The 25463-nt window shown below is 69.6% G+C and carries 21 protein-coding genes and 1 tRNA gene; 11 read left to right on the top strand and 11 right to left on the bottom strand.

Annotation, left to right across the window (positions count from 1 at the left end; all coding sequences use genetic code 11):
• Window positions 1–176 precede the first annotated feature (176 nt).
• The 4 genes from ACIPFH_RS33405 to ACIPFH_RS33420 are packed head-to-tail and all read left to right on the top strand — an operon-like array spanning window position 177 to window position 4571.
• Window positions 177–1109 (top strand): branched-chain amino acid ABC transporter permease, encoded by a 933-nt coding sequence (locus ACIPFH_RS33405; RefSeq protein ID WP_401832415.1) that lies wholly within the window; start codon window positions 177–179, stop codon window positions 1107–1109.
• Between the two features lie 5 nt (window positions 1110–1114).
• Window positions 1115–2938 (top strand): branched-chain amino acid ABC transporter permease, encoded by a 1824-nt coding sequence (locus ACIPFH_RS33410; RefSeq protein WP_401832416.1) that lies wholly within the window; start codon window positions 1115–1117, stop codon window positions 2936–2938.
• Window positions 2939–2943: 5 nt separating this feature from the next.
• Window positions 2944–3858, top strand: a complete 915-nt coding sequence (locus ACIPFH_RS33415) for an ABC transporter ATP-binding protein (RefSeq protein WP_401832419.1) — start codon at window positions 2944–2946, stop codon at window positions 3856–3858.
• Window positions 3855–4571 (top strand): ABC transporter ATP-binding protein, encoded by a 717-nt coding sequence (locus ACIPFH_RS33420; RefSeq protein ID WP_401832421.1) that lies wholly within the window; start codon window positions 3855–3857, stop codon window positions 4569–4571. Before ACIPFH_RS33415 ends, ACIPFH_RS33420 begins: the two co-directional genes overlap by 4 nt.
• A 77-nt stretch (window positions 4572–4648) precedes the next feature.
• Here ACIPFH_RS33420 and ACIPFH_RS33425 read toward each other — a convergent pair whose 3' ends face one another.
• Complete coding sequence (locus ACIPFH_RS33425) at window positions 4649–5305, bottom strand: response regulator (RefSeq protein WP_351910914.1); 657 nt, start codon at window positions 5303–5305, stop codon at window positions 4649–4651.
• A 104-nt stretch (window positions 5306–5409) separates the two neighbouring features.
• On the opposite strand from ACIPFH_RS33425, the gene ACIPFH_RS33430 reads away from it, so the two are divergent.
• Both ACIPFH_RS33430 and ACIPFH_RS33435 read left to right on the top strand, forming a co-directional pair.
• Window positions 5410–5482, top strand: a tRNA-Leu gene (locus ACIPFH_RS33430).
• A gap of 106 nt (window positions 5483–5588) precedes the next feature.
• Window positions 5589–6368 carry a helix-turn-helix domain-containing protein gene (locus ACIPFH_RS33435; RefSeq protein WP_401832424.1) on the top strand — a complete coding sequence of 260 codons (780 nt, stop codon included), beginning with the start codon at window positions 5589–5591 and terminating at the stop codon, window positions 6366–6368.
• Window positions 6369–6381: 13 nt separating this feature from the next.
• Here the strand turns inward: ACIPFH_RS33435 and pyk are convergent, their stop codons facing one another.
• Window positions 6382–7818 carry a pyruvate kinase gene (pyk, locus tag ACIPFH_RS33440; protein WP_401832426.1) on the bottom strand — a complete coding sequence of 479 codons (1437 nt, stop codon included), beginning with the start codon at window positions 7816–7818 and terminating at the stop codon, window positions 6382–6384.
• 266 nt (window positions 7819–8084) lie between these two features.
• Entirely contained in the window at window positions 8085–8786 is a 702-nt protein-coding gene (locus ACIPFH_RS33445) for an SIMPL domain-containing protein (RefSeq protein ID WP_401832428.1), read from the bottom strand.
• A 149-nt stretch (window positions 8787–8935) separates the two neighbouring features.
• Here ACIPFH_RS33445 and ACIPFH_RS33450 point away from each other — a divergent pair, with 149 nt between their 5' ends.
• Window positions 8936–10747 (top strand): bifunctional metallophosphatase/5'-nucleotidase, encoded by a 1812-nt coding sequence (locus ACIPFH_RS33450; RefSeq protein ID WP_401832430.1) that lies wholly within the window; start codon window positions 8936–8938, stop codon window positions 10745–10747.
• A 119-nt stretch (window positions 10748–10866) separates the two neighbouring features.
• Here the strand turns inward: ACIPFH_RS33450 and ACIPFH_RS33455 are convergent, their stop codons facing one another.
• The 3 genes from ACIPFH_RS33455 to ACIPFH_RS33465 all read right to left on the bottom strand — a co-directional run bounded on the left by ACIPFH_RS33455 (window position 10867) and on the right by ACIPFH_RS33465 (window position 15529).
• Window positions 10867–12282, bottom strand: a complete 1416-nt coding sequence (locus tag ACIPFH_RS33455) for a lysine N(6)-hydroxylase/L-ornithine N(5)-oxygenase family protein (protein WP_401832433.1) — start codon at window positions 12280–12282, stop codon at window positions 10867–10869.
• On the bottom strand, window positions 12279–13637 hold the full coding sequence (locus ACIPFH_RS33460; protein WP_401832435.1) for a pyridoxal phosphate-dependent decarboxylase family protein: 1359 nt from the start codon (window positions 13635–13637) through the stop codon (window positions 12279–12281). The genes ACIPFH_RS33455 and ACIPFH_RS33460 overlap by 4 nt, the downstream gene beginning before the upstream one ends.
• 791 nt (window positions 13638–14428) lie before the next feature.
• Window positions 14429–15529 carry an LUD domain-containing protein gene (locus ACIPFH_RS33465; protein WP_401832436.1) on the bottom strand — a complete coding sequence of 367 codons (1101 nt, stop codon included), beginning with the start codon at window positions 15527–15529 and terminating at the stop codon, window positions 14429–14431.
• 150 nt (window positions 15530–15679) lie between these two features.
• On the opposite strand from ACIPFH_RS33465, the gene sigJ reads away from it, so the two are divergent.
• A complete protein-coding gene (gene sigJ / locus ACIPFH_RS33470; protein ID WP_401832437.1) occupies window positions 15680–16618 on the top strand; it encodes an RNA polymerase sigma factor SigJ in 939 nt (312 codons plus the stop codon).
• Between the two features lie 86 nt (window positions 16619–16704).
• Here sigJ and pepN read toward each other — a convergent pair whose 3' ends face one another.
• Both pepN and ACIPFH_RS33480 read right to left on the bottom strand, forming a co-directional pair.
• Entirely contained in the window at window positions 16705–19185 is a 2481-nt protein-coding gene (pepN, locus tag ACIPFH_RS33475; protein ID WP_401832439.1) for an aminopeptidase N, read from the bottom strand.
• Window positions 19186–19405: 220 nt separating this feature from the next.
• Window positions 19406–19762, bottom strand: coding sequence for a chorismate mutase (locus tag ACIPFH_RS33480; protein ID WP_401832441.1), 357 nt, complete (start codon window positions 19760–19762; stop codon window positions 19406–19408).
• An 87-nt stretch (window positions 19763–19849) separates the two neighbouring features.
• On the opposite strand from ACIPFH_RS33480, the gene ACIPFH_RS33485 reads away from it, so the two are divergent.
• Window positions 19850–20743 carry a hypothetical protein gene (locus ACIPFH_RS33485; RefSeq protein WP_401832443.1) on the top strand — a complete coding sequence of 298 codons (894 nt, stop codon included), beginning with the start codon at window positions 19850–19852 and terminating at the stop codon, window positions 20741–20743.
• A 60-nt stretch (window positions 20744–20803) separates the two neighbouring features.
• Here the strand turns inward: ACIPFH_RS33485 and ACIPFH_RS33490 are convergent, their stop codons facing one another.
• Entirely contained in the window at window positions 20804–22255 is a 1452-nt protein-coding gene (locus tag ACIPFH_RS33490) for an MFS transporter (protein ID WP_401832445.1), read from the bottom strand.
• Window positions 22256–22386: 131 nt separating this feature from the next.
• Between ACIPFH_RS33490 and ACIPFH_RS33495 the strand changes: the two genes are divergently transcribed.
• Window positions 22387–22866 (top strand): MarR family winged helix-turn-helix transcriptional regulator, encoded by a 480-nt coding sequence (locus ACIPFH_RS33495; protein ID WP_401832447.1) that lies wholly within the window; start codon window positions 22387–22389, stop codon window positions 22864–22866.
• A gap of 1 nt (window position 22867) precedes the next feature.
• On the opposite strand, the gene ACIPFH_RS33500 is transcribed toward ACIPFH_RS33495, so the two are convergent.
• On the bottom strand, window positions 22868–23773 hold the full coding sequence (locus tag ACIPFH_RS33500) for an SDR family oxidoreductase (RefSeq protein ID WP_401832448.1): 906 nt from the start codon (window positions 23771–23773) through the stop codon (window positions 22868–22870).
• Window positions 23774–23801: 28 nt separating this feature from the next.
• Complete coding sequence (locus tag ACIPFH_RS33505) at window positions 23802–24542, bottom strand: SDR family oxidoreductase (protein WP_401832451.1); 741 nt, start codon at window positions 24540–24542, stop codon at window positions 23802–23804.
• Between the two features lie 54 nt (window positions 24543–24596).
• Between ACIPFH_RS33505 and ACIPFH_RS33510 the strand changes: the two genes are divergently transcribed.
• Window positions 24597–25352 carry an enoyl-CoA hydratase family protein gene (locus ACIPFH_RS33510; RefSeq protein WP_356255129.1) on the top strand — a complete coding sequence of 252 codons (756 nt, stop codon included), beginning with the start codon at window positions 24597–24599 and terminating at the stop codon, window positions 25350–25352.
• Window positions 25353–25463 lie beyond the last annotated feature (111 nt).

Below are 25463 nucleotides of genomic sequence, written 5' to 3' on the forward strand. Positions count from 1 at the left end.
CGCCCCCCCATCCGCCACGGGTCCCTTCACCCCCCCCCCCCCCCCCCACCCCCCCCCCCCCACCCCCCACCCCCCCCCCCCCCCCCCCCCCCGGGGGGGGGGGGCCCCCCGCCCCCCCGCCCGGACTCGCATCCGGCCCCCCGTCGAAACATCCGAACCGTCTCGGAGGACATGCGGTGAACGAACTGCCGCAGCAGCTGGTCAACGGCCTGCTACTGGGATCCATGTACGGCCTTGTCGCCATCGGCTACACAATGGTCTATGGCATTGTCCAGCTCATCAACTTCGCCCACGGCGAGATCTTCATGACCGGAGCGTTCGGCGCTCTCACGGTCTACGCGTACATACTGCCCGACGGCACATCCATGGCAATCGCCCTGCCACTGATGCTCGTCGGAGCCGTGATGGTCTCCGTGACCGTCGCCGTGGGAGCGGAACGGTTCGCCTACCGTCCCCTCCGCAACGCACCACGCCTCGCCCCGCTCATCACCGCCATCGGCCTCTCCCTCGCCCTCCAGCAGGCCGTCTGGGCCTGGTACCCCGAAGCCAAATCCGCCCGCGTCTTCCCCCAGATCGACGGCGGCCCCTTCGAAATCGGCAACGTCACCATCCAGACCGGCGACGTCTTCCTCCTCATCGCCGCCCCCATCAGCATGGCCTTCCTCGGCTACTTCGTCATGAAGACCCGCACCGGCCGCGGCATGCAGGCAACCGCCCAGGACCCCGACACCGCCAAACTCATGGGCGTCAACACCGACCGCATCATCGTGATCGCCTTCGCCCTCGGCGCCACCTTCGCCGCCATCGGAGGCGTCGCCTACGGCCTCAAGTACGGCCAGATCTCCTTCACCATGGGCTTCCTCCTCGGACTCAAGGCCTTCACCGCAGCCGTCCTCGGCGGCATCGGCAACATCTACGGAGCCATGATCGGCGGCATCGTCCTCGGCGTCGTCGAAACCCTGGCCACCGCCTACATCGCCGACATCCCCGGCATGAGCCAGTTCGGCAGCAACGCCTGGGCCGACGTCTGGGCCTTCGTACTCCTCATCCTCGTGCTCCTGCTGCGGCCACAAGGCCTGCTCGGCGAGCGCGTCGCGGACAGGGCGTGACACCGATGACGACACAGACCACCACCGCCGAAGCGCTCAGCAAGCCCGCTTCCGCCCAGGCCGGCCTCATCGGCATCCCGGCCGCCACCGGCCGCGCCCTCGCCACCGGCGGCGCCATCCTCACCCTCATCTCCACCTTCCTCGCCTGGACCTGGACCTCCGCCTTCCCCGGCGACCTCACCGTCTACGGCTACCCCGGCGGCCTCCAGGTCCTCGTCCTCATCGGCGCCGCCCTCACCACCCTCTTCGCCCTCGCCACCTACGGCATCAAGGGCCTCGGCTGGCTCATCCCCGCCGGCGGCGACGGCGCCATCAAATTCGCCGCCCTCGCCACCTTCGCCACCAGCTGGTACACGGTCATCGCGATCAGCGCCGACCTCGGCGGCGTCGTCAACCTCGAAATCGGCGGCTACCTCGTCGCCATAGGCAGCCTCGCCGCCTTCATCGGCGCCCTCGCCCTGCCCTTCGAGCACCCCGAGGCCGACCCGATCGACCCCGACGACACCTCGTGGGAACACAGCAAGCACAAGGCCGCCCACCAGTGGGAGACCATCAAGGCCGCCTTCGGCTCCGGCACCGCCAAGCCCGTCGGCAAGCTGCCCTCCTACGCCGAGATCCTGATCATCGTCGCCGTCCTCGCCCTCGGCCTCACCGTCTTCACCTACGGCATCGGCACCGAGTACGACGAACTGTTCGTCGGCTTCCTCATCACCGCGGGCTTCGGCTTCGCCGCCCTCAACAAGTCCGGCCTCGTCGCCCAAGCGGGCCAGATCACCGCCCGCCACCAGAACATCACCACCTGCGGCGCCTTCATCGCCGCCGCGATGTTCCCCTTCACCCAGACCGACGACCAGTACGCCACCGTCGGCGTCTACATCCTCATCTTCGCCACCGTCGCCCTCGGCCTGAACATCGTCGTCGGCCTCGCCGGACTCCTCGACCTCGGCTACGTCGCCTTCCTCGGCGTCGGCGCCTACGCCGCCTCACTCGTCTCCGGCTCCCCCAGCTCCCCCTTCGGCGTCCACTTCCCGTTCTGGGCCGCCGCCCTCGTCGGCACCGGCGCCTCCCTCATCTTCGGCGTCCTCATCGGCGCCCCCACCCTGCGACTGCGCGGCGACTACCTCGCCATCGTCACCCTCGGCTTCGGAGAAATCTTCCGCATCACCGCCAACAACCTCGACGGCACCTCCGGCCCCGACATCACCAACGGCTCCAACGGCATCTCCTCCATCCCGAACCTCAACATCCTCGGATTCGACTTCGGAACCGTCCACGACATCGCCGGATTCAGCATCGGCCGCTTCGCCAACTACTTCTTCCTGATGCTGATCATCACCGCCATCGTCGTCACCGTGTTCCGACGCAGCGGCGACTCCCGCATCGGCCGCGCCTGGGTCGCCATCCGCGAAGACGAGACCGCCGCCCTCGCCATGGGCATCAACGGCTTCCGCGTCAAACTCATCGCCTTCGCCGTCGGCGCCTCCCTCGCCGGACTCGCCGGCACCGTACAAGCCCACGTCACCTACACCGTGACCCCCGAGCAGTACGTCTTCGCCGGCCCCATCCCGCCCAACTCCGCCTTCCTCCTCGCCGCAGTCGTCCTCGGCGGCATGGGCACCATCAGCGGACCCCTCATCGGCGCCTCCCTGCTCTTCCTCATCCCCAACAAGCTCCAGTTCCTCGGCGACTACCAACTCTTCGCCTTCGGCCTCGCACTCATCCTGCTGATGCGCTTCCGCCCGGAAGGCATGATCCCCAACCGGCGTCGCCAGCTCGAGTTCCACGAAGACGCGGAAGCGCCCACCGTCCTCACCAAGGCAGGGGCCTGACCACCATGACCACCGACACCACCACCAAGGACGCCCCTGTCGCCCCTGTCGGCGAAACGGTGCTCGACGCCCGCGGCGTCACCATGCGATTCGGCGGCCTCACCGCCGTCCGCAACGTCGACCTCACCGTCAACAGCGGCGAGATCGTCGGCCTCATCGGCCCCAACGGCGCCGGCAAAACCACCTTCTTCAACTGCCTCACCGGCCTCTACATCCCCACCGAGGGAGAGGTCCGCTTCAAAGGCAACATCCTCCCGCCGAAATCCTTCAAGGTCACCGCCGCCGGCATCGCCCGCACCTTCCAGAACATCCGCCTCTTCGGCAACATGACCGTCCTGGAAAACGTCCTCGTCGGCCGCCACACCCGCACCAAAGAAGGCTTCTGGTCCGCCATCCTGCGCCTCCCCGGCTTCCACAAAGCCGAAGCCGCCTCCCGCGAACGCGCCATGGAACTCCTGGAGTTCATCGGCCTGGAGAAGAAGGCCGACCACCTCGCCCGCAACCTCCCCTACGGCGAACAGCGCAAGCTCGAAATCGCACGCGCACTCGCCAGCGAGCCCGGACTGCTCCTCCTCGACGAGCCGACCGCCGGCATGAACCCCCAGGAAACCCGCGCCACCGAAGAACTCGTCTTCGCCATCCGCGACCAAGGCATCGCCGTCCTCGTCATCGAGCACGACATGCGCTTCATCTTCAACCTCTGCGACCGCGTCGCCGTCCTCGTCCAAGGCGAAAAACTCGTCGAAGGCGACAGCGCCACCGTCCAGGGCGACGAACGCGTGGTCGCCGCCTACCTCGGCGAACCCTTCGAAAACGCCCCCGGCGACGAAGAAATAGCCGAAGTCGAGGCCGCCGAAGCCAACGCCGGAAGCGCCCAGACCCCGACGGACGCCGCGCCCGGCAAGGAGAACGACCGATGACCGCACTGCTCGAAGTCGAGGACCTCCGGGTCGCCTACGGCAAGATCGAGGCCGTCAAAGGCATCTCGTTCAAGGTCGAGGCCGGCGAGGTCGTCACCCTGATCGGCACCAACGGCGCCGGCAAGACCACCACCCTGCGCACCCTGTCCGGCCTGCTCAAGCCCGTCGGCGGCCAAATCAAGTTCAACGGCAAATCGCTCAAGAAGACGCCCGCCCACGACATCGTCTCGCTCGGACTCGCCCACTCCCCCGAGGGCCGGCACATCTTCCCGCGCATGACGATCGAGGACAACCTCCGCCTCGGCGCCTTCCTCCGCAGCGACAAAGCCGGCATCGACAAGGACATCCAGCGCGCCTACGACCTCTTCCCCATCCTGGGAGAGCGCCGCAAGCAGGCCGCCGGCACCCTCTCCGGCGGCGAACAGCAGATGCTCGCCATGGGCCGCGCCCTCATGTCCCAGCCCAAACTGCTCATGCTGGACGAGCCCTCCATGGGCCTCTCCCCCATCATGATGCAGAAGATCATGTCCACCATCGCCGAACTCAAGTCCCAGGGCATGACCATCCTGCTCATCGAGCAGAACGCCCAGGCCGCCCTGTCGCTCGCCGACCAGGGCCACGTCATGGAAATCGGCAAGATCGTGCTCTCCGGCACCGGCCGGGACCTCCTCCACGACGAGTCCGTCCGCAAGGCATACCTCGGCGAGGACTGAGCACCCCCCTCGCACACAACGAGGCCCGCGCCCCTTCTCCGGGCGCGGGCCTCGTCGTTTCGCTTCCGCCGAGCGGATCAGCCCTTGGACGACTTCTTCTCGTCGGCATCCTGAATGACCGCCTCGGCCACCTGCTGCATCGACATCCGACGGTCCATCGACGTCTTCTGGATCCACCGGAACGCCGCCGGCTCCGTCAGCCCGTACTCCGTCTGGAGAATCGACTTCGCCCGGTCCACCAGCTTGCGGGTCTCCAGCCGCAGCGTCAGATCCGCGACCTCGTTCTCCAGCTCCCGCAACTCCGTGAAACGCGACACGGCCATCTCGATCGCCGGCACGACGTCACTCTTGCTGAACGGCTTCACCAGATACGCCATCGCACCGGCGTCACGCGCCCGCTCGACGAGGTCCCGCTGCGAGAACGCCGTCAGCATCAGCACCGGAGCGATGCGCTCCTCGGCGATCTTCTCGGCGGCCGAGATGCCGTCCAGCTTGGGCATCTTCACATCGAGGATGACCAGGTCCGGCTTGTGCTCACGGGCCAGCTCGACCGCCTGCTCACCGTCGCCGGCCTCGCCGACGACGCTGTAGCCCTCCTCCTCCAGCATCTCTTTGAGGTCGAGGCGGATCAGCGCCTCGTCCTCGGCGATGACGACACGGGTCGTCAGCGGAGGCACGTGCGACTTGTCGTCGTCGGGCGCGTCTACGGGCTGGGGCGACTCGGGGGCGGTCACGGGGGCTCCTCGTTCAGGGCACAGGGGTACTGCTGACAAGAGCCTACCTAGCTGCGGTAAGGTGGGGTCACGGCGGGTCGGTGCCCGCCTTCGTTTTAGAGGAAGCCCCGGTAGTCCAGCGGAAGAGACACGGTGCTCAAACCACCGACAGCGTGGGTTCGAATCCCACCCGGGGCACTTTTCCTTCAATTCTAAGGTTGATCTTAGAAGGCGGATGTTCCCGTTCTCGTGAACATCCGCTTTTTACTGCGTGTCGTCGCGCTCTCCCGCTCAAAGTGACCGCATGGAACAGCACAGTCCTTCGATTCGCGCCCAAGCCGTCACGCTGATGCGCCAAGGCGCTCCCAATTGTCTCGTGGCTGAGCGTCTGAACATTCCGCGCGGAACCGTCGGCTGGTGGCGCAGCGAGGACCGCAAAGCCCGTGGTGAGAGATACGAACAGCCGACGGACTGCCCCAATTGCACCGGCCGCGAGTTCGATGAGATCGCCTATGCCTACCTGCTCGGCTTGTATCTCGGCGACGGCCACATCGTCTCGAAACCGAAGCAGCACCACCTCTCCATCTTTTGCAACGCCACGCAGACCGGCCTGATCGCCGCAGCCGAAGAAGCCATGCGCAAGGTGATGCCGCTCCCGAACGTCAGCCAGCGTCACAAAACCGGCTGCGTCGAGGTGAAGTCGTACACAAGGCACTGGACTTGTATGTTCCCCCAGCACGGCCCCGGCAAGAAGCACGAGCGGCCCATCGTCCTCGAGCCCTGGCAGCAGGCCATCGTCGACGCCCACCCCTGGGAGTTCGTCCGGGGTCTCATCCACTCCGACGGGTGCCGCATCACCAACTGGACGACCCGCATCGTCGCCGGTGAGCGCAAGCGCTACGAATACCCCCGGTACTTCTTCACCAACGTCTCCGACGACATCCGGCGGCTGTTCACCGACACCCTCGAGAAGCTGGGCATCGAGTGGACGCACTGCACCCGCAACGGGAACCCCTACAACATCTCCGTCGCCAAGAAGGCCCACGTGGCCCTACTCGACACCCACGTAGGCCCCAAGTACTGACTCAGCCACTCCCCTACTTGGGGCTGTCGTCCTCCCCGACGTGGTGGACGCGGACCAGGTTCGTCGAGCCCGAGACCCCGGTGAGCGAACCCGCCGTGATGACCACCACGTCACCCTTCTGGCAGCGGCCGTACTTCAGCAGCAGCTCGTCCACCTGGTCGACCATCGCGTCGGTGGAGTCCGCGTGCGGGCCGAGGAACGTCTCGACGCCCCAGGTGAGGTTGAGCTGGGAGCGCGTGGCCGGTTCCGGGGTGAAGGCGAGGAGGGGGATCGGGGAGCGGTAGCGGGAGAGGCGGCGGACGGTGTCGCCGCTCTGGGTGAAGGCGACGAGGAACTTGGCGCCGAGGAAGTCGCCGATTTCGGCGGCTGCGCGGGCGACGGCGCCGCCCTGGGTGCGGGGTTTGTTGTTTGCGGTGAGGTCGGGCAGGCCCTTGGCGAGGATGTCCTCTTCGGCCGCTTCGACGATCTTCGCCATGGTGCGGACGGTCTGGATGGCGTATTTGCCGACGCTGGTCTCGCCGGAGAGCATGACCGCGTCGGTGCCGTCGATGACGGCGTTGGCGACGTCGGAGGCTTCGGCGCGGGTGGGGCGGGAGTTCTCGATCATGGAGTCGAGCATCTGGGTGGCGACGATGACGGGCTTGGCGTTGCGCTTGGCCAGCTTGATCGCGCGCTTCTGGACGATCGGGACCTGTTCGAGGGGCATTTCGACGCCGAGGTCGCCGCGGGCCACCATGATTCCGTCGAAGGCGGCGACGATGTCGTCGATGTTCTCGACGGCCTGGGGTTTCTCGATCTTGGCGATGACGGGGAGGCGGCGGCCTTCGTCGTCCATGATCCGGTGGACGTCCACGATGTCGCGGCCGCTGCGGACGAAGGAGAGGGCGATGACGTCGAAGCCGGTGCGGAGTGCCCAGCGGAGGTCGTCCTCGTCCTTTTTGGAGAGGGCGGGGACGGAGACGGCGACGCCGGGGAGGTTGAGGCCCTTGTGGTCGGAGATCACGCCGCCTTCGATCACGCGGGTGTGGACGCGGGGCCCGTCGACGTCTGTGACTTCGAGGCAGACTTTGCCGTCGTCGACGAGGATGCGTTCGCCGGTGGTGACGTCGGCTGCGAGGCCGGCGTATGTCGTGCCGCACCTCTGACGGTCGCCCTCTACGCCTTCCTCGACGGTGATGGTGAAGGTGTCGCCGCGTTCAAGGAGTACGGGGCCTTCCGTGAAGTTGCCGAGGCGGATCTTCGGGCCCTGAAGGTCGGCGAGGAGGCCGACGCTGTGGCCGGTTTCGTCGGAGGCCTTGCGGACGCGTTGGTAGCGCTCCTCGTGCTCGGCGTGGCCGCCGTGGCTGAGGTTGAAGCGGGCTACGTCCATTCCGGCGTCGACCAGGGCTTTGATCTGGTCGTAGGAGTCGGTGGCGGGGCCCAGGGTGCAGACGATTTTCGCTCGGCGCATGTTTCGAGCTTATGTCTTACCGGTGGGTAGGGAATTTGGAGGATATGGCCGCTCAACAACCTTTGGGTGAAGGGTTGTTGTCAACTGTTGTCGGCTCGTAGATTGTGCGGGGTGTCGCTCTGATGAGCGTTTTTCCTGATTCCGGTGTCCCTGGGTACCCGGTTTCCCCGAATGGGTGAATTCACAGGTGGGGTGGATTCGCGGTCCGAGCGCGTTGGCAGGCTGAGCGCATTCACGGGCTGGGTGGGTTCACGGGCTGGGTGGTTTCACAGGCTGGGTGGGTTCATCGTGAACTGTGCGCTGACCTCGGCGCGGACCTGGATGCGTTGTGGTTCGAGGTCGAGGGGTTCGGGTGCGTCTGTCTCGGTGTCGGCGGCGGCCAGGGAGAAGCGGACGGCGCGGCGGTCGAAGGCGGCGCGGGGGCGTGCTCCCGTGGTGCCGGTGTCGGCGAGTTCGAGGAGGGCGGTGACGGTGGTGCCGAGTGCCTCGGCGTATTCGTTGGCCCGTTGTACGGCTTCGCGTACGGCTTGTTGGCGGGCTTGGCGGTGGACGGGTGAGGTGGGGCGGAGTTCCCAGGTGGGGCCGTCGATTCGGGTGAGGTCGAGGTCGGCGAGGCGGGTGGTGAGTTCGCCGAGGGTGGTGAAGTCGGTGAGTTCGGCGGTGAGGTGGATGGTGCCGTGGTAGGTGCGGATGCGTTCGCCTCGGCCGCGTGTGGCGAGTTCCGGGGTGATGGAGATCGCGCCGGTGGAGAGGTTCTCGACTGCGTCGCCGTAGGTCTTGATGAGGTCGAGGGTGGTGGTGTTGCGGCGGGTGAGGTCGTCGAGGGTGGTGCGGCGGTCGCGGCCGCGGGCGGTGAGGGTGATGTGGATGCGGGCGATCTCGGGGTCGACTTCGAGTTCGGCCTCGCCGCGGACCGTGAGGAGGGGGGCGTCGGGTGTGCCGTACGGGGGATTCTGCGGGGAGGTCATACGTCCTACCTTGTCATGTCTTTCCCCGTTGCCCGGCGGTAGTTGACCGTTCCGGTCATCAGATCGAAACCTCCTGGCCCTGTTGCCGTCGGTCGTGTCCGGGTCAGAATCTACGCGCGTCGTTGACCATTCCCCGAGGAGCATGAGACATGCCGTTGAATCGCCGGAAGTTCCTGAAGAAGTCCGCTGTGACCGGGGCGGGGGTGGCGATCGCGGGTGCTGCGGTGGCTCCGGCGCGGGCTGCCGAGGCGAAGAAGCCGGGGAAGCCGGTCAAGCAGCCGAAGCGGTATGCGCTGACGGTGTTGGGGACGACGGATCTGCATGGTCACGTGTTCAACTGGGACTACTTCAAGGACGCGGAGTACAAGGACGCGGCCGGTAACGCGCAGGGGTTGGCGCGGATCTCGACGCTGGTGAACCAGATCCGTGAGGAGAAGGGGCGCGAGAACACGCTGCTGCTGGACGCGGGTGACACGATCCAGGGCACTCCGCTGACGTATTACTACGCGAAGGTGGATCCGATCACCGCCAAGGGTGGTCCGGTGCATCCGATGGCGCAGGCGATGAACGCGATCGGGTATGACGCGGCGGCGCTGGGCAATCATGAGTTCAACTACGGCATCGAGACGCTGCGGAAGTTCGAGTCGCAGTTGCGGTTCCCGCTGCTGGGGGCGAACGCGGTGGACGCGAAGACGCTGAAGCCGGCGTTTGTGCCTTACGTGATCAAGACGTTCTGTGTGAAGGGCGCGCCGCCGGTGAAGGTGGCGGTGCTCGGGCTGACGAATCCGGGTATCGCGATCTGGGACAAGGCGTATGTGCAGGGGAAGCTGGCGTTCCCGGGTCTTGAGGAGCAGGCGGCGAAGTGGGTGCCGAGGCTGAAGTCGCTGGGTGCGGATGTGGTGATCGTGTCGGCGCATTCGGGTTCGTCGGGTACGTCGTCGTACGGTGACCAGTTGCCGTATGTGGAGAATTCGGCGGCGTTGGTGGCGCAGCAGGTGCCGGACATCGACGCGGTTCTGGTGGGGCATGCGCATGTGGAGATTCCGGAGCTGAAGGTCGTCAACGTGAAGACCGGGAAGACGGTCGTGTTGTCGGAGCCGTTGGCGTATGCGGAGCGGCTGTCGGTGTTCGATGTGGAGCTGGTGTTCGAGAAGGGGCGGTGGGCGGTCGAGTCCGTCGCTTCGAAGGTGCTGAACTCCAACTCGGTGGCGGACGATCCGAGGATCACGAGGTTGCTGGGTGACGAGCACGCGAAGGTCGTGGCGTACGTCAACCAGGTGGTCGGTTCGGCGACGGAGACGTTGACGACGGTGGAGGCGCGGTACAAGGACGCGCCGATCATCGACCTGATCACGAAGGTGCAGGAGGATGTCGTCAAGGCGGCGCTGGCCGGTACGTCGTACGCCTCGCTGCCGGTGATCGCGCAGGCGTCGCCGTTCTCGCGGACGTCGGCGATCCCGGCGGGCCAGGTGACGATCCGGGACCTGTCGAGCCTGTACGTGTATGACAACACGCTGGTGGCGAAGCTGCTGACGGGTGCGCAGGTGCGGGCGTACCTGGAGTACTCGGCGCAGTATTTCGTGCAGACGGCTGCGGGTGCGGTGGTCGACACGGAGAAGCTGACGAACGCGGCGGGGCGTCCGGACTACAACTACGACTATGTGTCGGGTCTGGTGTACGAGATCGACATCGCGCAGGCGGCGGGTTCGCGGATCAGGAATCTGACGTTCAACGGGGTGGCGTTGGACGATGCTCAGCAGTTCGTGCTGGCGGTGAACAATTATCGGGCCAATGGTGGTGGGGCGTTCCCGCATGTGGCGTCGGCGCAGGAGTTGTGGTCGGAGTCGACGGAGATCCGTACGCGGATCTCGGAGTGGGTGACGGCGAAGGGTGTGCTGGATCCGAAGGACTTCGCGTCGGTGGACTGGAAGTTGACGCGTGACGGTACGCCGGTGTTCTAGGGGTTCCGCGCTCGTGTGGTCCTGTGGGGCGGTGGGCGGTGTTTCGTGCGGTGGCCGGGTCGGTCACTGTGGGAGCACCGCCTTTCGCGTGCGTGGGCTGTGGGTGTCGGGTGTGGCTTTCAGCGTCGGTCGGCGAGGGGGGTGAGGGTGGGTGCTTGTCGGGCTTGGGGGACTCGGGGTTGTGGTTGTTCGAGTCCGAAGGTGGTGAAGGCGGTGCGGGTGGGGAGGGGGTAGGTCTCTTTGCCGGTGAGGGTGTTGAGGATGGTGGCGCTGCGCCAGGCGGCGAGGCCGAGGTCGGGGGCGCCTACGCCGTGGGTGTGGCGTTCGGCGTTCTGGACGTAGACGTTGCAGCCGGTGGCGGTGACGGAGGGGTCGAGGACGAGGCGGAAGTGTTCGTCGACGCGGGGGCGTTCGCTGTTGTCGCGGCGGATGTAGGGGTCGAGGCCGGCGAGGATGCGGTCGAGGGGGCGTTCGCGGTGTCCGGTGGCGAGGACGACGGCGTCGGTGGTGAGGCGGGTGCGGGTGTTCTGCTGGAGGTGTTCGAGGTGGAGTTCGATCTTGGTGGTGGCGATGCGGCCTGCGGTGCGGACGCGGACTCCGGGGGTGAGGACGGTGTCGGGCCAGTCGCCGTGGAGGGTGCGTCGGTAGAGCTCTTCGTGGATGGCGGTGAGGGTGCCTGCGTCGATGCCTTTGTGGAGTTGCCATTGGGTGGTGGTGAGGCGGTCGCGGGTGTTCTCGGGGAGGGCGTGGAAGTAGCGGGTGTAGTCGGGGGTGAAGTGTTCGAGGCCGAGTTTGGAGTACTCCATGGGGGCGAAGGCGTCGGTGCGGCCGATCCAGTGGAGTTGTTCGTGGCCGGTGGGGCGGTGGCGGAGCAGGTCGAGGAAGACTTCGGCGCCGGATTGTCCTGAGCCGACGACGGTGATGTGGCCGGCGGTGAGGAGGGTGTCGCGGTGGGTGAGGTAGTCGTTGGCGTGGATGACGGGTACGCCGGGTGTGTCGACGAGGGGGCGTAGGGCGTCGGGGATGTAGGGCTCGGTGCCGATGCCGAGGACGACGTTGCGGGTGTGGGTGCGGCCGAGGGCTTCGGCTTCGCCGTGGGTGTCGAGTTGGGTGTGGTCGACTTCGAAGATGTCGCGTTCGGGGTTCCAGCGGACGGCGTCGACCTGGTGGCGGAAGTGGAGTGCGGGGAGGTTGTCGGCGGTCCAGCGGCAGTAGGTGTCGTATTCGGCGCGCTGGATGTGGAAGCGCTCGGCGAAGTAGAAGGGGTAGAGGCGTTGGTGGGTTTTGAGGTAGTTGAGGAAGGTCCAGGGGCTGGTGGGGTCGGCGAGGGTGACGAGGTCGGCGAGGAAGGGGACTTGGATGCGGGCGCCGTCGAGGAGGAGGCCGGGGTGCCAGTCGAAGCGGGGGCGTTGTTCGTAGAAGACGGTGTCGAGTTCGGCGAGTGGGTGGGCGAGGGCGGCGAGGGAGAGGTTGCAGGGGCCGATGCCGATGCCGACGAGGTCGCGGGGGGTGCCGGGGTGTGGGGGCGTGTTCATCGGGGGGTGTTTCCTTCTGCCAGTTCGAGGAGGGTGGTCAGGTCGGCTGGGTGGGTGTGGGGGTTGAGGAGGGTGGCTTTGAGCCAGAGCCGGTTGTCGAGGCGGGCTCGGCCGAGGACGGCGCGGCCTTGGGTGAGGAGGCGGCGGCGGATGGTGGCGACGGTGTCGTCGGTGACGCCGGTGGGGCGGAAGAGGACGGTGCTGATGGTGGGTGGGGCGTGGAGTTCGAAGCCGGGGTGTGTGGTGATGAGGTCGGCGAACGCGTGGGCGTGGGCGCAGACTTGGTCGACGAGTGTGCCGAGGCCGGTGCGGCCGAGGGTTTTGAGGGTGACGGCGATTTTGAGGGTGTCGGGGCGTCGGGTGGTGCGGAGGGAGCGGCCGAGGAGGTCGGGGAGGCCGGCTTCGGTGTCGTCGTCGGCGTTGAGGTAGTCGGCGTGGTGGTGGAGGGCGGTGAGGTCGTGGGTGTCGCGGATGGCGAGGAGTCCGGCGGCGATGGGTTGCCAGCCGAGTTTGTGCAGGTCGAGGGTGACGGTGTGGGCGGTGTCGAGGCCGGTGAGCAGGTGGCGGTGGCGGTCGCTGAAGAGGAGGCCGCCTCCGTAGGCGGCGTCGATGTGGAGGCGGGCGCCGTGGGTGGTGGTGAGGGCGGCGATGGCGGGGAGGGGGTCGATGAGTCCGGCGTCGGTGGTGCCGGCGGTGGCGGCGACGATGAGGGGGCCTGGCTGGGTGGTGAGGGTGTGGGCGAGGGTGGTGGGGTCGAGGGTGCCGGTGGGGGTGGGGAGGATCAGGGGGTCGGGGAGGCCGAGGAGCCAGGCGGCGCGGGGCAGGGAGTGGTGGGCGTTGGCGCCGCAGATGAGCTTGAGGGTGGGGCCGTTGGTTTCGCGGGCGAGGAGGAGGGCGAGTTGGTTGGCTTCGGTCCCGCCGGTGGTGACGAGTGCGTCGGCCATGCCGGCCTGGGCGGCGAGGGTCCGGGTCACGAGTGCCTCGAGTTCGGAGGCGGCGGGTGCCTGGTCCCAGGAGTCGAGGGAGGGGTTGAGGGCGGAGGCGGCGAGGTCGGCGGCGGTGGCGACGGCGAGGGGCGGGCAGTGCAGGTGGGCTGCGCAGAGGGGGTCGGCGGGGTCGGCGGCGCCTTCGGCGAGGGCGTGGACGAGGGTGGTGAGGGCGTGCGGGTCGCCGTGTTCGGGGAGCAGGTCTCCGACGGCGTTCCGTAGGCGGGTGGCGACCGTTTGGGGTCCGCCTGCGGGCAGTGGTCCTCCGCGTGCCCGGGTGCCGGTGGTGAGGGCGTCGAGGACGGTCGTGAGCAACGGCCGTAGGGCGTCGGGGCCTTCGGGTCCTGAGGCGAGGGGCGGCATGCTCACGGGGGCTCCTCCGGGGCGCGGGGTCGGATGTCCGCAGCGGGGAGTGTCAGCTTGTCGGGGATTGCGCCGCCGCGCCCGAAACATGCGCCGATCGGAACCCTAAAGGGGGATGTGCGCCTGCGGCGCCGGTGCGGGAGGGGGCGCCGGGCCAGGGTGACGCGTGGCGCCGGGTGGTACGCGACCTTGCGCCGGGACCGGGGCGGGACGTGGCGCCGGACCGGGCGGGGTGGTGCGTGGCGCCTGGCCGGGGCGGTGCGCGGGACCTGGCGCAGGGGCCAGCGTGGGACGTAGCGCCGGCCCAGCGTGATGCGTGGCGGGGGGCACGGAGGCGGGACCTGGTGCCCGGGCCGGGGCGGGACCTGGTGCCCGGGCCGGGGCCGGGGCCGAGGGCGGTGCGCGGGATCTTTCGCGAGGACCGGGGCGGGTCCTGGCGCCGGACCAGGGTGACGTGTGGCGCCCGGGGCGGGACCTCGCGCCGGGGCCGGCGCGAGACCTGGCGCCGGGGCCGGTGGTGGGCGTCGCCGGGAGGGGCGGCTGGGGGTGGTCGGGGTGTGGGCGTCGCCGGGAGGGGCGGCTGGGGGTGGTCGGGGTGTGGGCGTCGCCGGGAGGGGCGGCTGGGGGTGGTCGGGGTGTGGGCCCGGTGCGGGTGGGTGCTGGTCGGCCGCCTCGAGCGGGACTGGGCGGTGGCGACCCGGTACGGCGAGCTCGCGGTCCTCTGCGAAGTCACCGTCCGGGTCGCCGCTCTCGATGACCGGCTCCGAGCCCTTGGCCGGCAGGGGCTCGGGGCCGGGTCAGTATCCGATGGCTTCTCGGAGCAGCAGTACGGTGCCGCGCCCTGGGCGGGGTTCGGCGTTGAGGATGAGCAGGCGGTTGACGGCGCTGGGCATCCCGTACACCGCCTGGGCGCGTTCGTTCTCGAGTGGGAGGGCGTGCTCCTCGACCCGGCGCATGGCTGTGCTCAGGTCGGGCACCACCTTCTGCGCGCCGATGATCCAGACCGCGTGGGCGGCGCCGCCCGCGTTGGCGGGGAGTTGGCTGCCGCTGCCCGAGGCGAGAACGAGCGAGCCGGTCTCGGTGACCGCGGCGACGCTGTTGACGACGAATTCGGGGCCGGCGGCCAGCCGTCGGATCTCGTCGGCGCCGGTGGCACGGTCGATGGCCAGGATGCGCGGCCTGACGGCGTCGTACCGGCCGCCGGCGTTGATGTCCTCGTCGATGCCGGAGAGCCGGAGGGTCTCGCTGGCTCCGGTGAGCACGGTGGCGCCCTCGGGGAGCAGGTCCTTGACGCGGGCGCGCGCGGCGGTGGCGTCGTCGAGGATCTCGGCGGTGAAGCCGTTGGCGCGCAGTGCGGCGGCTGCCCGTTCCAGTCGTTCGGCAGGTGCCGGGTCGGCGAAGGAGGCGGCCGGGGCGGGGGTGGCCGTGGTGTCTGCCGGGTTGGTCCCGGAATCCCGTGCCGTGTGGGGTGCGGTGCCCGCCAGCGGGGAGGTGTCGAGGTATCTGACCTCGTACACCCGCTCGGCGAACTTCCAGCCTTCGGCGGTGCGTCGGTAGCGGTCGTGGTAGACGGCGTAGTTCAGGCCCTGGCGTCCGTCGAGGGTGCGTGCGAGTTCCTGGATGTAGGCGCGGCCGGTCGCGGTGTCGCCGTCGAGGAGGATCGTGCCGGGGTGTGTGTTCTGTACGAAGAAGTCCCACAGACTCTGCAGCCGCTCGCCCTGGACGCGGATCTCTTCTCGGCCGACCATTTCGGCGGGGATGTTGGGCATGCGCAGGGCTCCGTCCGGTGTGAACAGCGATGCCAGGCGGGGTCGGTCGCGCATCATCGCCGCGTCGGTGAACTCGCCGCGCAGTGCCTCGATCTCGACGCGGTCCGCGATGGCCTGGAAGTCGTTCATCAAAGTCGCCTCTCCGTCTTGTCGTCGTCCTCACCGGTACGACAAGGCAGCCCGTCGGAATGTGAGGCGGCGTGTCGGTCTCACATTCCGATGCGCTGCCTTGTCGTAAGGGGTAGAGGCACAGAGGCGAGCGAGGGAGACGGCCGGACGATGACGACCAGAGGCGAGCACGGCGACGATCGGAGCGATCCGGACCTCGGCGCGATCATGAGTGAGCGGCGCCGGCTGATCAATCTGGGCTATCGGCTCCTGGGGTCCTTGGCGGACGCCGAGGACGTCGTGCAGGAGACCTACGCCCGCTGGTATGCCCTGTCGGCGCGGGAGCAGCGGGCCATCGAGTCGCCCGGTGCCTGGCTGATGACGGTGGCCGGCCGCATCTGTCTGAATCTGCTCGGTTCGGCGCGGGCCAGGCGGGAGACGTATGTGGGTGACTGGATCCCGGAGCCGCTGCCCGAGCCCACGGAGTGGATCAACGGGCGTTCCGGCGGTGGCGGGATCGATCCGGCCGACCGGGTCACTCTCGACGAGTCGGTGACGATGGCGTTCCTGGTCGTCCTCGATTCGATGACCCCGGCCGAGCGGGTCGCGTTCGTCCTGCACGACGTCTTCCGCTACCCCTTCGGCGAGGTCGCCGGGGTCGTAGGCCGTAGTCCGGCGGCGTGCCGCCAGCTGGCCTCGTCCGCGCGCCGTCGTATCCGCGGTGTGCAGACCTCGGCGGTCCCGGGTGCCGGGCAGGCCGGCATCGTCAGGCGGTTCAGAACCGCGTGGGAGGCCAAGGACATCGAGGCCCTGGTCGGCCTGCTCGACCCCGACGCCACCGCGACCGCTGACGGTGGTGGGCTGGCTGTCACCCACCTGCGTCCGCTCGTGGGTGGTGAGCGGATCGCACATGCCTACGCCGAGATCTCCCGTCTGTGGGCCGGCCGCACGACGTTGCTGGAGTGCACAGTCAACGGTCTGCCCGGCTTGGTGGCGCGGCAGGACGGCAGTATCGCGACCGTGTTCGCGTTCGAGATCGCGGGCGACCGGATCAGGCGTGTCTGGGCGGTGCGAAACCCCGAGAAGCTCCGTTCCTGGCGGATCGGCTGAGGAGCGATCCGAAAGGCCGCAGTTTCGGGGGCCCCGCCTCGACCGCCTCACCCGCCTCACCCGCGTCGCCCTCGATGGCGGTGCCGCTATGCCTCCCTCACCCTCAATGCCCGTGCCAGATCGTCGAGTTGGTCGACGAGTTTGCGGCGCAGGGCGGGGGTGGGGTCGGCGTCGGCCAGACACTCCTCGCCCAGGCGGAGGTTCTCGGGGTCGGCGGCGTGGGTGGGGAAGGCCCAGCGGCCCGCGGCTTCGGCGATGGCGGGGCCGCGGCGGGCGGCGAGGGTGACGGCGTCCTGGTAGAAGCGGGGGACGTAGTCGGTCAGGAGGTCGGTCTGTTCGGGTTGCCAGAAGCCTTGGGCGGTGGCGGTGAAGAGGTAGTTCGAGAGGCTGTCGGAGGAGAACATCGCCGCCCAGGCCCGCTCCTTGGTCTCCGCGTCGGGGAGGGCGGCGCGGCAGCGCGCGGCGCCTTCCTGGCCGGTGGCGGAGGGGTCGCGGTCGAGTTCGGCGGTGATGGCGTCGTCGTCGGTGGCGCCGAGGACGGCGAGCCGGGCGAGGACGCGCCAGCGCAGGTCGGGGTCGAGTTCGGGGCCGCCGGGGACGGTGCCGTCGGCGAGCCAGGCTGCGATGGTGTCGGGGTGGGCGGCGACGTCGATGAAGTGGCGTACGGCGATGAGGCGCAGGCCGGGGTGGTCGCCGTCCTCGGTGCGGCGGATGAGGTCGCGGCAGAGGGCGGAGAGGGTGGCGACGGCGGCGGGGCGCTGTTCGGGGGTGACGTAGCGGTCGGCGACCTGGCGGGAGGCGAAGGCGAGGACGCCTTCGACGAGGGCGAGGTCGGTTTCCTTCGGGAGGTGGGCTCGGGCGGCCTCGAGGTAGGCGGTGGGGGCGAGGTCGCCGTCGCGGACGGCGTCGCGCAGGGCGTTCCAGACGACGGCGCGGGTGAGCGGGTCGGGCAGTCCGGAGAGGCTGGTGCGGACGGTTTCGAAGGAGGTGGGGTCGAAGCGGACCTTGGTGTAGGTGAGGTCGCTGTCGTTGAGCAGCAGGAGGGCGGGGCGCTTGCCGATGGACTGCGGGGTCTTCTGCGGGATGTCGACTTCGAGGCGTTCGCGCAGGGTGAGGCGGCCTTCGTCGCCGAGGTCGAGGTCGTAGAGGCCGACGGCGACGCGGTGCGGGCGGCTGCCCTGGTGGTCGACGGTCAGGGTGTGGTCGCCGTTGCTGCCGCCGAGGGTGGGGGTGAGGGTGTCGACGCCGGTGGTGCGCAGCCAGGCGTCGGCCCAGGCGTGGACGTCGCGGTCGGTGTGGGCGGCGAGGGAGTCGATGAAGTCGGCGAGGGTGGCGTTGGCGAACCGGTGGCGGGCGAAGTGGGTGTTGATGCCGGCGAGGAAGTCCTTCTCGCCGAGCCAGGTGACGAGTTGGCGTAGTGCGGAGGCGCCCTTGGCGTAGGAGATGCCGTCGAAGTTGAGGAGCGCGGAGGCGGTGTCGTCGACGTTCTCGGGGGCGACGGGGTGGGTGGAGGGGCGCTGGTCGGCGTCGTAGCCCCAGGCCTTGCGGACGACGCCGAAGTCGGTCCAGGTGTCGGTGTGGCGGGTGGCTTCGGTGAGGGTCTGGTAGCCCATGTACTCGGCGAAGGACTCGTTGAGCCAGATGTCGTCCCACCACTGGAGGGTGACGAGGTCGCCGAACCACATGTGGGCCATCTCGTGGGCGATGACCATGGCGCGGGTCTGGCGTTCGGTGTCGGTGACGGCGGAGCGGTAGACGAAGTCGTCGCGGAAGGTGACGAGGCCGGGGTTCTCCATGGCGCCGGCGTTGAACTCGGGGACGAACGCCTGGTCGTAGGAGTCGAAGGGGTAGGGCTCCTCGAACTTCTCGTGGTAGCGGTCGTAGCACTGCTGGGTGATTTCGAGGAGTTCGTCGGCGTCGGCGTCGAGGTGGGGGGCCAGGGAGCGGCGGCAGTGCAGGCCGAGGGGGAGGCCGTGGTGTTCGGTGCGTACGGAGTGCCAGGGGCCGGCGGCGACGGCGACGAGGTAGGTGGAGATGAGGGGGGTGGGGGCGGCCTGCCAGCGGCCTTCGCCGAGGTGTTCGGTGATGCTGTTGGCGAGGACGGTCCAGGTTTCGGGGGCTTTGACGGTCAGCTCGAAGACCGATTTGAGGTCGGGCTGGTCGAAGGCGGCGAAGACGCGTTGGACGTCGTCCATGAAGAGCTGGGTGTAGAGGTAGGTCTCGCCGTCGGTGGGGTCGGTGAAGCGGTGCATGCCTTCGCCGGTGCGGGAGTAGCGCATGCTCGCCCGGACGCGCAGTTCGTGGTCGCCGGCGGTGAGGTTCTTCAGCGGGAGCCGGTTGTCGTCGAGGGTCTCGGGGTCGAGGGGCTCGCCGTCGAGGGTGACGGAGTGCAGTGCCGCGGGCTTGAGCTCGACGAAGGTGTCCCCGCTGGCGCGCGTGGCGAACCGGATGACGGTGTGGGACTCGAAGGTCTCGTCGCCGGTCGTCAGGTCGAGCTCGATGGTGTAGCGGTGGACGTCGAGGTGCTTGGCACGGCTCTGCGCTTCGTCGCGCGTCAGTACGGACATGAACGACATGCTGCCTGATCGTGCTGGTCCGGCACAGGGGCGGATCGGTACGCGCCCTATGTCCTTTCTCGCGCCGGGGCGCCGTTCCGGTTCGGCGGCGCGGTGGGCGGAGCGGGCGGGCGGCGGTGCGGGCGGCGGTCGGCTGACGGGTTGTGTCCGCCGGGTCACGCGCGGTGCCGTTCGGTGGGGTGGGGGCGTGTCGGACGGTCGGCCGGCGTGGTCAGTTGGGCGAGGGGGCCGAGCCGTTGACGGTGTCCTCGGCGATGCGCTCGTGGTGACGGATCACCTCGGCGATGATGAAGTTGAGGAACTTCTCGGCGAACGCGGGGTCGAGTTTGGCGTTCTCGGCGAGGGTGCGCAGCCGGGCGATCTGGCGGGCCTCGCGGGCCTGGTCGGCGGGCGGCAGCTGGTGGCGGGCCTTGAGGTGGCCGACCTGCTGGGTGGCCTTGAAGCGCTCGGCGAGCATGTGGACGACGGCGGCGTCGATGTTGTCGATGCTGTCGCGCAGGCGGGCGAGTTCCTCGCGGACGGCGGGGTCGACGTCGCCGCCGGGTCGAGGGGTGTTGCTGGTGGTCATGGGCGATCACCCTAGGGCATGCCCTCACCGGGGTTCGGGGCTGCCCGTACAGTGGAACGGGGTTCTCGGCGTCTTGGGGGTGCGGGCGTGGCGAACGGCGGGCCGGTGGAGCACGGATACCCGCATCTCGAGACGGTGCGGGCGGCTGTCACGGCGTTGTACAAGCGGTTGTCGTACGACACCGTCCACCAGTTCGCGAGCAGTGTGGCGCCGGCGGACGTGGCGTTCTGCGACACGGACGACCTGCATCTGGGGGTGCAGCGGGTGGCCCGCGAGCTGGTGCGGCACTACCGGTTGCCGGACGCGCGGATGATCGTCGCCTTCCGTGAGATGGAGCATGCGGCGAACATCGAACTCGCGGCGGGGCCTGAGTACTTCGTGGAGTTGAACGACCGGTTCCGTACGCATCGGCGGGACATCGGCGCGGCTCTGGCGCACGAGATCATGCACGTCTATCTGCATCGGCTGGGCCTGTCGTTCCCGGGCACGCGGGACAACGAGATCCTGACGGACACGGCGACGACGTATCTGGGGGCGGGCTGGCTGCTCCTCGACGCGTACCGGGAGGACGCGGCGTCCTCGCAGAAGCTGGGGTATCTGACGCCGGAGGAGTTCGGGTACGTGCTGGCGAAGCGGTCGCTGGTCTTCGGTGAGGATCCGTCGGTGTGGTTCACCAGTGCGCAGGCGTACACGGCGTACGGGCGGGGTATGGAGCGGGCTCGTCATGACGAGCGGCAGCCTCCGCTGACGGCTGCGGGGTGGGCGGGTCGGCGCCGTTATGCCCGGGACCGCCGGCACGCCCAGGACCACGGGTCGGCGGCGGCCCCGGACACTTTGTACGCCTTCGTCCCGGACGCGCCGGGGTCGCTGCGGGTGACGTTCCCTTGTCCCACCTGCCATCAGCGGATCAGGGTGCCGGTGCGGGGGCGGGTCCGGGCGCGGTGCGGGTTGTGCCGGACGGTGCTGGAGTGCGACACCTAGGCCTTCACGTCCTGACGTCCTCACGTGCTCACGTGCTCACGTGCTCACGTGCTCACGTGCTCACGTGCCGGAGGGTCCGGACGGGTCGGAGGTCGCCGTGCGCGGGAGCATCGCGCACAGTCCCGCGCACAGGACGAACCCGCCGGTCACCCACGGCATGGCCGTGTCCAGGGCCTGTGTCAGGCCGTGGTCGGTGTGGCCGAAGAAGACCGTGCCGATCGCGGCCGCGCCGAGGGCGCCGCCGAACTGCTGGGCGGTGGAGAAGATGCCGGACGCGCCGCCGGCGAGGTCGGCGGGTACGGCGGACAGGACCACGTTGACCAGGGGCACGACGAGGAAGCCGAGTCCGGCGCCGGCGACGGCCAGGCCGGGCGCCAGCGGCCAGGCCCCGGTGTGGGCGTCGGAGGCGTCGCCGATCGCGGCCCACACCCAGCCGAAGCCGACGGCCATCAGCAGCGCTCCGGCGCCGAGGACGAGCCTGCCGTAGCGCACGGCGAGGGCGTCGGCGGCCGGTGCCGTGAGGAAGCCGCCGACCGAGAAGGCGACGGTGACCACTCCGGCCTGCATCGGCGTATAGCCCTGGCCGGCCTGCAGCCAGACGGCGAAGACGAGGAAGAAGCCCTGCATGCCGACGGAGAAGAGGAGCTGGACGAGGACGCCGACGGAGAACGCGGGGAGCCGGAAGGCGCGGGCCGGAAGCAGCGGGACCGTGCCTTCGCCGGCCCGGCGCGCCTCGAACACCGCGAGGGCGGCGACCGAGAGCAGTCCCGTGGTCAGGCAGGCCCAGCCCCACAGCGGCCAGCCGTTCTCCCGTCCCTGCACCAGGGGAAGCACGATCGCCACCAGAGCGCCGGCCAGGACGAGGCTGCCGATCACGTCGGGCCGTCGGGCGGACCGCTCCTTGGTGACCGGCACCAGGAGCGCCCCGGCGACGAGGGTCGCCGCGGCCACCGGCACGTTGACCAGGAACACCGACCGCCAGCCCCAGCCGAACAGGTCGGCGTCGGTGAGCAGTCCCCCGAGCAGCAGTCCGATCGCCGAGGCGAAACCGGCGACGGCCCCGTACATGCCGAAGGCCGCGCCGCGTTCCTTGCCTTGGAAGAGGGTGCGGAAGGAGCCGATGACCTGGGGCATCAGGACCGCCGCCAGGACACCCTGTACGGCGCGGGCCGCGATGAGCTGCCCGGGCGACTGGGCGAGTCCGCAGGCGAGGCTCGCCAGTCCGAAGCCGGCGGTGCCGGCGAGGAAGAGGGTGCGGCGGCCGAGACGGTCGCCGAGGTGCCCGGAGACGATCAGGGCGGCGGCGAAGCCGAGCAGGTACGCGGAGACCGTCCACTGCAGTTCGCTGGTGGAGGCGTGCAGGTCTCGGCCGATGGACGGGATCGCGACGTTGACGATGGTGGTGTCGAGGAGGTCCATCAGCGCCGCGATCATCATCACGACGGCGGCGGCCCAGCGGCGCGGGTGGGGGTCCGTGCCGGTGTGCGGGGGTGGGGTGAGGGTGGCGGACATGGGTGTCTCCTGTCGGGTCGGTCCGGACGGCCCAGATTTATTTCGTTCGGCCTAACGAAAGACTTGCACTCCCCCATGGTCGAGCACAAGTAGTTAGTTCGAGCGAACGAAATATTTGTTAGCCTGGTTCCATGACAGAGGCAGACACCCGGCGGGCCGCGGCCCTGGACCGCCTCATGACCGTGGGCCGGCAGCACAGCGCCGTCACCGTGATGTTCCATTCGGCGATCGCCGCCAAGCAGGGCCTGAACGCCACCGAGGAGAAGACCCTCGACTTCCTCCAGCGGCAGGGACCGCTCACGGCGAAGGACCTGGCGGAGCTGACCGGCCTCGCCCCCGCCTCGGTCACCGGTCTGGTCGACCGGCTGGAGGCCAAGGGCTTCGTCCGCCGGGTCAAGCACCCCACGGACAGGCGGCGCGTGCTCGTCGAGCTCAACGAGACGAAACTCGCCGAGCTGGCCGTGTTCTTCGAGGACTGGGCGAGGGACATCGTGGCGGCCTGCGAGGAGTTCGACGCGCAGGAGCTGGAGACCGTGAACCGGTTCCTCACGGTCATGACCGAGGCGCAGCGGGGGGCGACCGCCCGGCTCACCCGGGGCGGGTCCCGGTGACTCAGGCCCCGTAGACCGCCCCCGGCGCCGTCGTCTCCGTCAGCAGCTTCCGCACGGCCTCCCCCGCCTCCCCGGCGCTCCACCGGGCCGCCTTGTCCAGGGTGGGCCCGGGCCGCCAGCCCTCCATGACGGTGATGCGCCCGCCCTCCGCCTCGAAGACGCGCCCGGTGACGCCCTCGCTCGCGGCGGAGCCGAGCCAGACGACCAGCGGGGAGACGTTCCCGGGGGCCATCGTGTCGAAGCCGTTCTCGGGGGCGGCCATGGTCGCGGCGAAGGTGCGCTCGGTCATACGGGTGCGGGCGGCGGGCGCGATCGCGTTGACCTGGACGCCGTAGCGGGCGAGTTCGGCGGCGGCGACGAGGGTCAGCGCGACGACCCCGGCCTTCGCGGCGCTGTAGTTGCCCTGTCCGACCGAGCCGAGCAGTCCCGCGCCGCTGCTGGTGTTGACGACACGGGCGACGGGCGGGCGGCCCGCCTTGGCCTCGGCGCGCCAGTGTGCGGCGGAGTGCTTCAGGGTGAGGAAGTGGCCCTTGAGATGGACGCGCACAACGGCGTCCCAGTCGTCCTCGCCGAGGTTGACGAGCATGCGGTCGCGCAGGAAGCCGGCGTTGTTGACGAGGGTGTCGAGCCGGCCGTAGGTCTCCAGCGCGGTGGCGACGAGGGACGCGGCGCCTTCGGAGGTGGCGATGTCCCCGCCGTGTGCGACCGCCTCGCCGCCCGCCGCGCGGATCTCGTCCACGATCCGCCCGGCCGGGCTGTCGGGGGCGGGCGTGCCGTCGAGGCCGACGCCGAGGTCGTTGACGACGACCCGGGCGCCCTCGGCGGCGAACGCGAGCGCGTGGGCGCGTCCGAGTCCGCGTCCGGCTCCGGTGACGACGACGACCCGCCGCTCGCAGATTCCGCTCATCTCACGTCTCCGCTCATCTCAGGTCATCTCACGTCTCTTGGTTGACAGTTGCGGCGTCCAGGAAGGCGGGCCGCTCGCCGCCCCCGTGCAGGAGCAGGCTCGCCCCGCTGATGTAGCGGGCCGCGTCGGAGGCGAGGAAGACGGCGGCCGCGCCCACGTCGGCGGGGAGGGCGAGCCGGCCGAGCGGGACGGTGCGGGCGACGGCCTCGACGCCGTCCTCGCCGCCGTAGTGGAGGTGGGTGAGTTCGGTGCGGACCATGCCGACGACCAGGGTGTTCACGCGCACCTCCGGCGCCCACTCGACGGCCATGGACCGTGCGAGGTTCTCCAGGCCGGCCTTGGCCGCGCCGTAGGCCGCGGTGCCGGGCGAGGGGCGGCTGCCGCTGACGCTGCCGATCATGACGATCGAGCCCTTCGCGCGCTTGAGGTGGTCGTACGCGGCGAGGGACACGGTCAGCGGTGCGAGGAGGTTGAGTTCGATCACGCGCGCGTGCCGTTCGGCGTCGGCCTGCGCGAGGGGGCGGTGGGGTGCGCCGCCCGCGTTGTTGACGAGGACGTCGAGGCGGGGCAGTTCGGCGAAGAAGCGCCGTACGGCGTCGGCGTCCCGCACGTCCAGCGGTACGAACCCGGCCTTGCCGACCGGGTCTTGCGGCGGCCTGCGGGCGCAGACCACGACGTCGGCGCCCGCGCGTGCGAGGGAGCGTGCGATGCCGGCGCCCACTCCGCGGGTGCCGCCGGTGACGACGGCGACCTTCCCGTCCAGCTCCATTCGCTGCTACCTTCCACCTAACAAACGTTTGGTGGAAAGGTAGCTGATGCTTCCATGGGTGTCTCCACCTCGTCCCCGGAAAAGGGGCCGGAAAAGGGAATCGCGCTCGTCACGGTCGACTTCCCGCCGGTGAACGCGCTGCCGGTGAGCGGCTGGTTCGCCCTGGCCGACGCCCTGCGCACGGCCGGGCGCGATCCGGACACGCGGTGTGTGGTGCTGGCCGCCGAGGGGCGCGGGTTCAACGCCGGCGTGGACATAAAGGAGATCCAGGCGCAGGGGCCGAGCGCGCTCGTCGGCGCCAACCGCGGCTGCTTCGAGGCCTTCGCCGCGGTGTACGAGTGCGAGGTCCCGGTGGTGGCGGCGGTGCAGGGCTTCTGTCTGGGCGGCGGCATCGGCCTGGTGGGGAACGCGGACGTGATCGTGGCGAGCGAGGACGCCGTGTTCGGGCTGCCCGAGCTGGACCGGGGCGCGCTGGGCGCGGCCACGCATCTGGCCCGGCTGGTCCCTCAGCACCTGCTGCGCGCCCTGTACTACACCTCGCGCACGGTCACGGCGGCCGAACTGCACGCGCACGGCTCGGTGTGGCGGGTGGTGCCGCAGGGCGGACTGCGCGCGGCGGCCCTGGAGCTGGCCGGCGAGATCGCCGCGAAGGACGGTGAGCTGCTGCGCCTGGCCAAGGCGGCCATCAACGGCATCGATCCGGTCGACGTGCGCCGCAGCTACCGCTTCGAGCAGGGCTTCACCTACGAGGCGAGCGTCGGCGGGGTGGCCGACCGGGTCCGCGACACCTTCGGAAGGAACGGTGACTGAGTGAGCACCCACACCGACGGCCCCGACCGGGCCGACGAGCCCCGCGGTGCCGACAGGGCCGACAGGGCCGACAGGGCCGACAGGGCCGACAGGGCCGACAGGGCCGACAAG

It is taken from the genome of Streptomyces sp. NPDC088157 (genome assembly GCF_044741545.1).
Lineage (GTDB): Bacteria > Actinomycetota > Actinomycetes > Streptomycetales > Streptomycetaceae > Streptomyces.

Coding starts and splice junctions, on each gene's coding strand:
- ACIPFH_RS33505 (WP_401832451.1), bottom strand. CDS start 24,542: ATGGAGCTGGACGGGAAGGTCGCCGTCGTCACCGGCGGCACCCGCGGA.
- ACIPFH_RS33450 (WP_401832430.1), top strand. CDS start 8,936: ATGCCGTTGAATCGCCGGAAGTTCCTGAAGAAGTCCGCTGTGACCGGG.
- pyk (WP_401832426.1), bottom strand. CDS start 7,818: ATGCGCCGAGCGAAAATCGTCTGCACCCTGGGCCCCGCCACCGACTCC.
- ACIPFH_RS33500 (WP_401832448.1), bottom strand. CDS start 23,773: ATGAGCGGAATCTGCGAGCGGCGGGTCGTCGTCGTCACCGGAGCCGGA.
- ACIPFH_RS33480 (WP_401832441.1), bottom strand. CDS start 19,762: ATGACCACCAGCAACACCCCTCGACCCGGCGGCGACGTCGACCCCGCC.
- sigJ (WP_401832437.1), top strand. CDS start 15,680: ATGACGACCAGAGGCGAGCACGGCGACGATCGGAGCGATCCGGACCTC.
- ACIPFH_RS33455 (WP_401832433.1), bottom strand. CDS start 12,282: ATGAACACGCCCCCACACCCCGGCACCCCCCGCGACCTCGTCGGCATC.
- ACIPFH_RS33445 (WP_401832428.1), bottom strand. CDS start 8,786: ATGACCTCCCCGCAGAATCCCCCGTACGGCACACCCGACGCCCCCCTC.
- ACIPFH_RS33410 (WP_401832416.1), top strand. CDS start 1,115: ATGACGACACAGACCACCACCGCCGAAGCGCTCAGCAAGCCCGCTTCC.
- ACIPFH_RS33495 (WP_401832447.1), top strand. CDS start 22,387: ATGACAGAGGCAGACACCCGGCGGGCCGCGGCCCTGGACCGCCTCATG.
- pepN (WP_401832439.1), bottom strand. CDS start 19,185: ATGTCCGTACTGACGCGCGACGAAGCGCAGAGCCGTGCCAAGCACCTC.
- ACIPFH_RS33415 (WP_401832419.1), top strand. CDS start 2,944: ATGACCACCGACACCACCACCAAGGACGCCCCTGTCGCCCCTGTCGGC.
- ACIPFH_RS33465 (WP_401832436.1), bottom strand. CDS start 15,529: ATGAACGACTTCCAGGCCATCGCGGACCGCGTCGAGATCGAGGCACTG.
- ACIPFH_RS33435 (WP_401832424.1), top strand. CDS start 5,589: ATGGAACAGCACAGTCCTTCGATTCGCGCCCAAGCCGTCACGCTGATG.
- ACIPFH_RS33420 (WP_401832421.1), top strand. CDS start 3,855: ATGACCGCACTGCTCGAAGTCGAGGACCTCCGGGTCGCCTACGGCAAG.
- ACIPFH_RS33510 (WP_356255129.1), top strand. CDS start 24,597: ATGGGTGTCTCCACCTCGTCCCCGGAAAAGGGGCCGGAAAAGGGAATC.
- ACIPFH_RS33490 (WP_401832445.1), bottom strand. CDS start 22,255: ATGTCCGCCACCCTCACCCCACCCCCGCACACCGGCACGGACCCCCAC.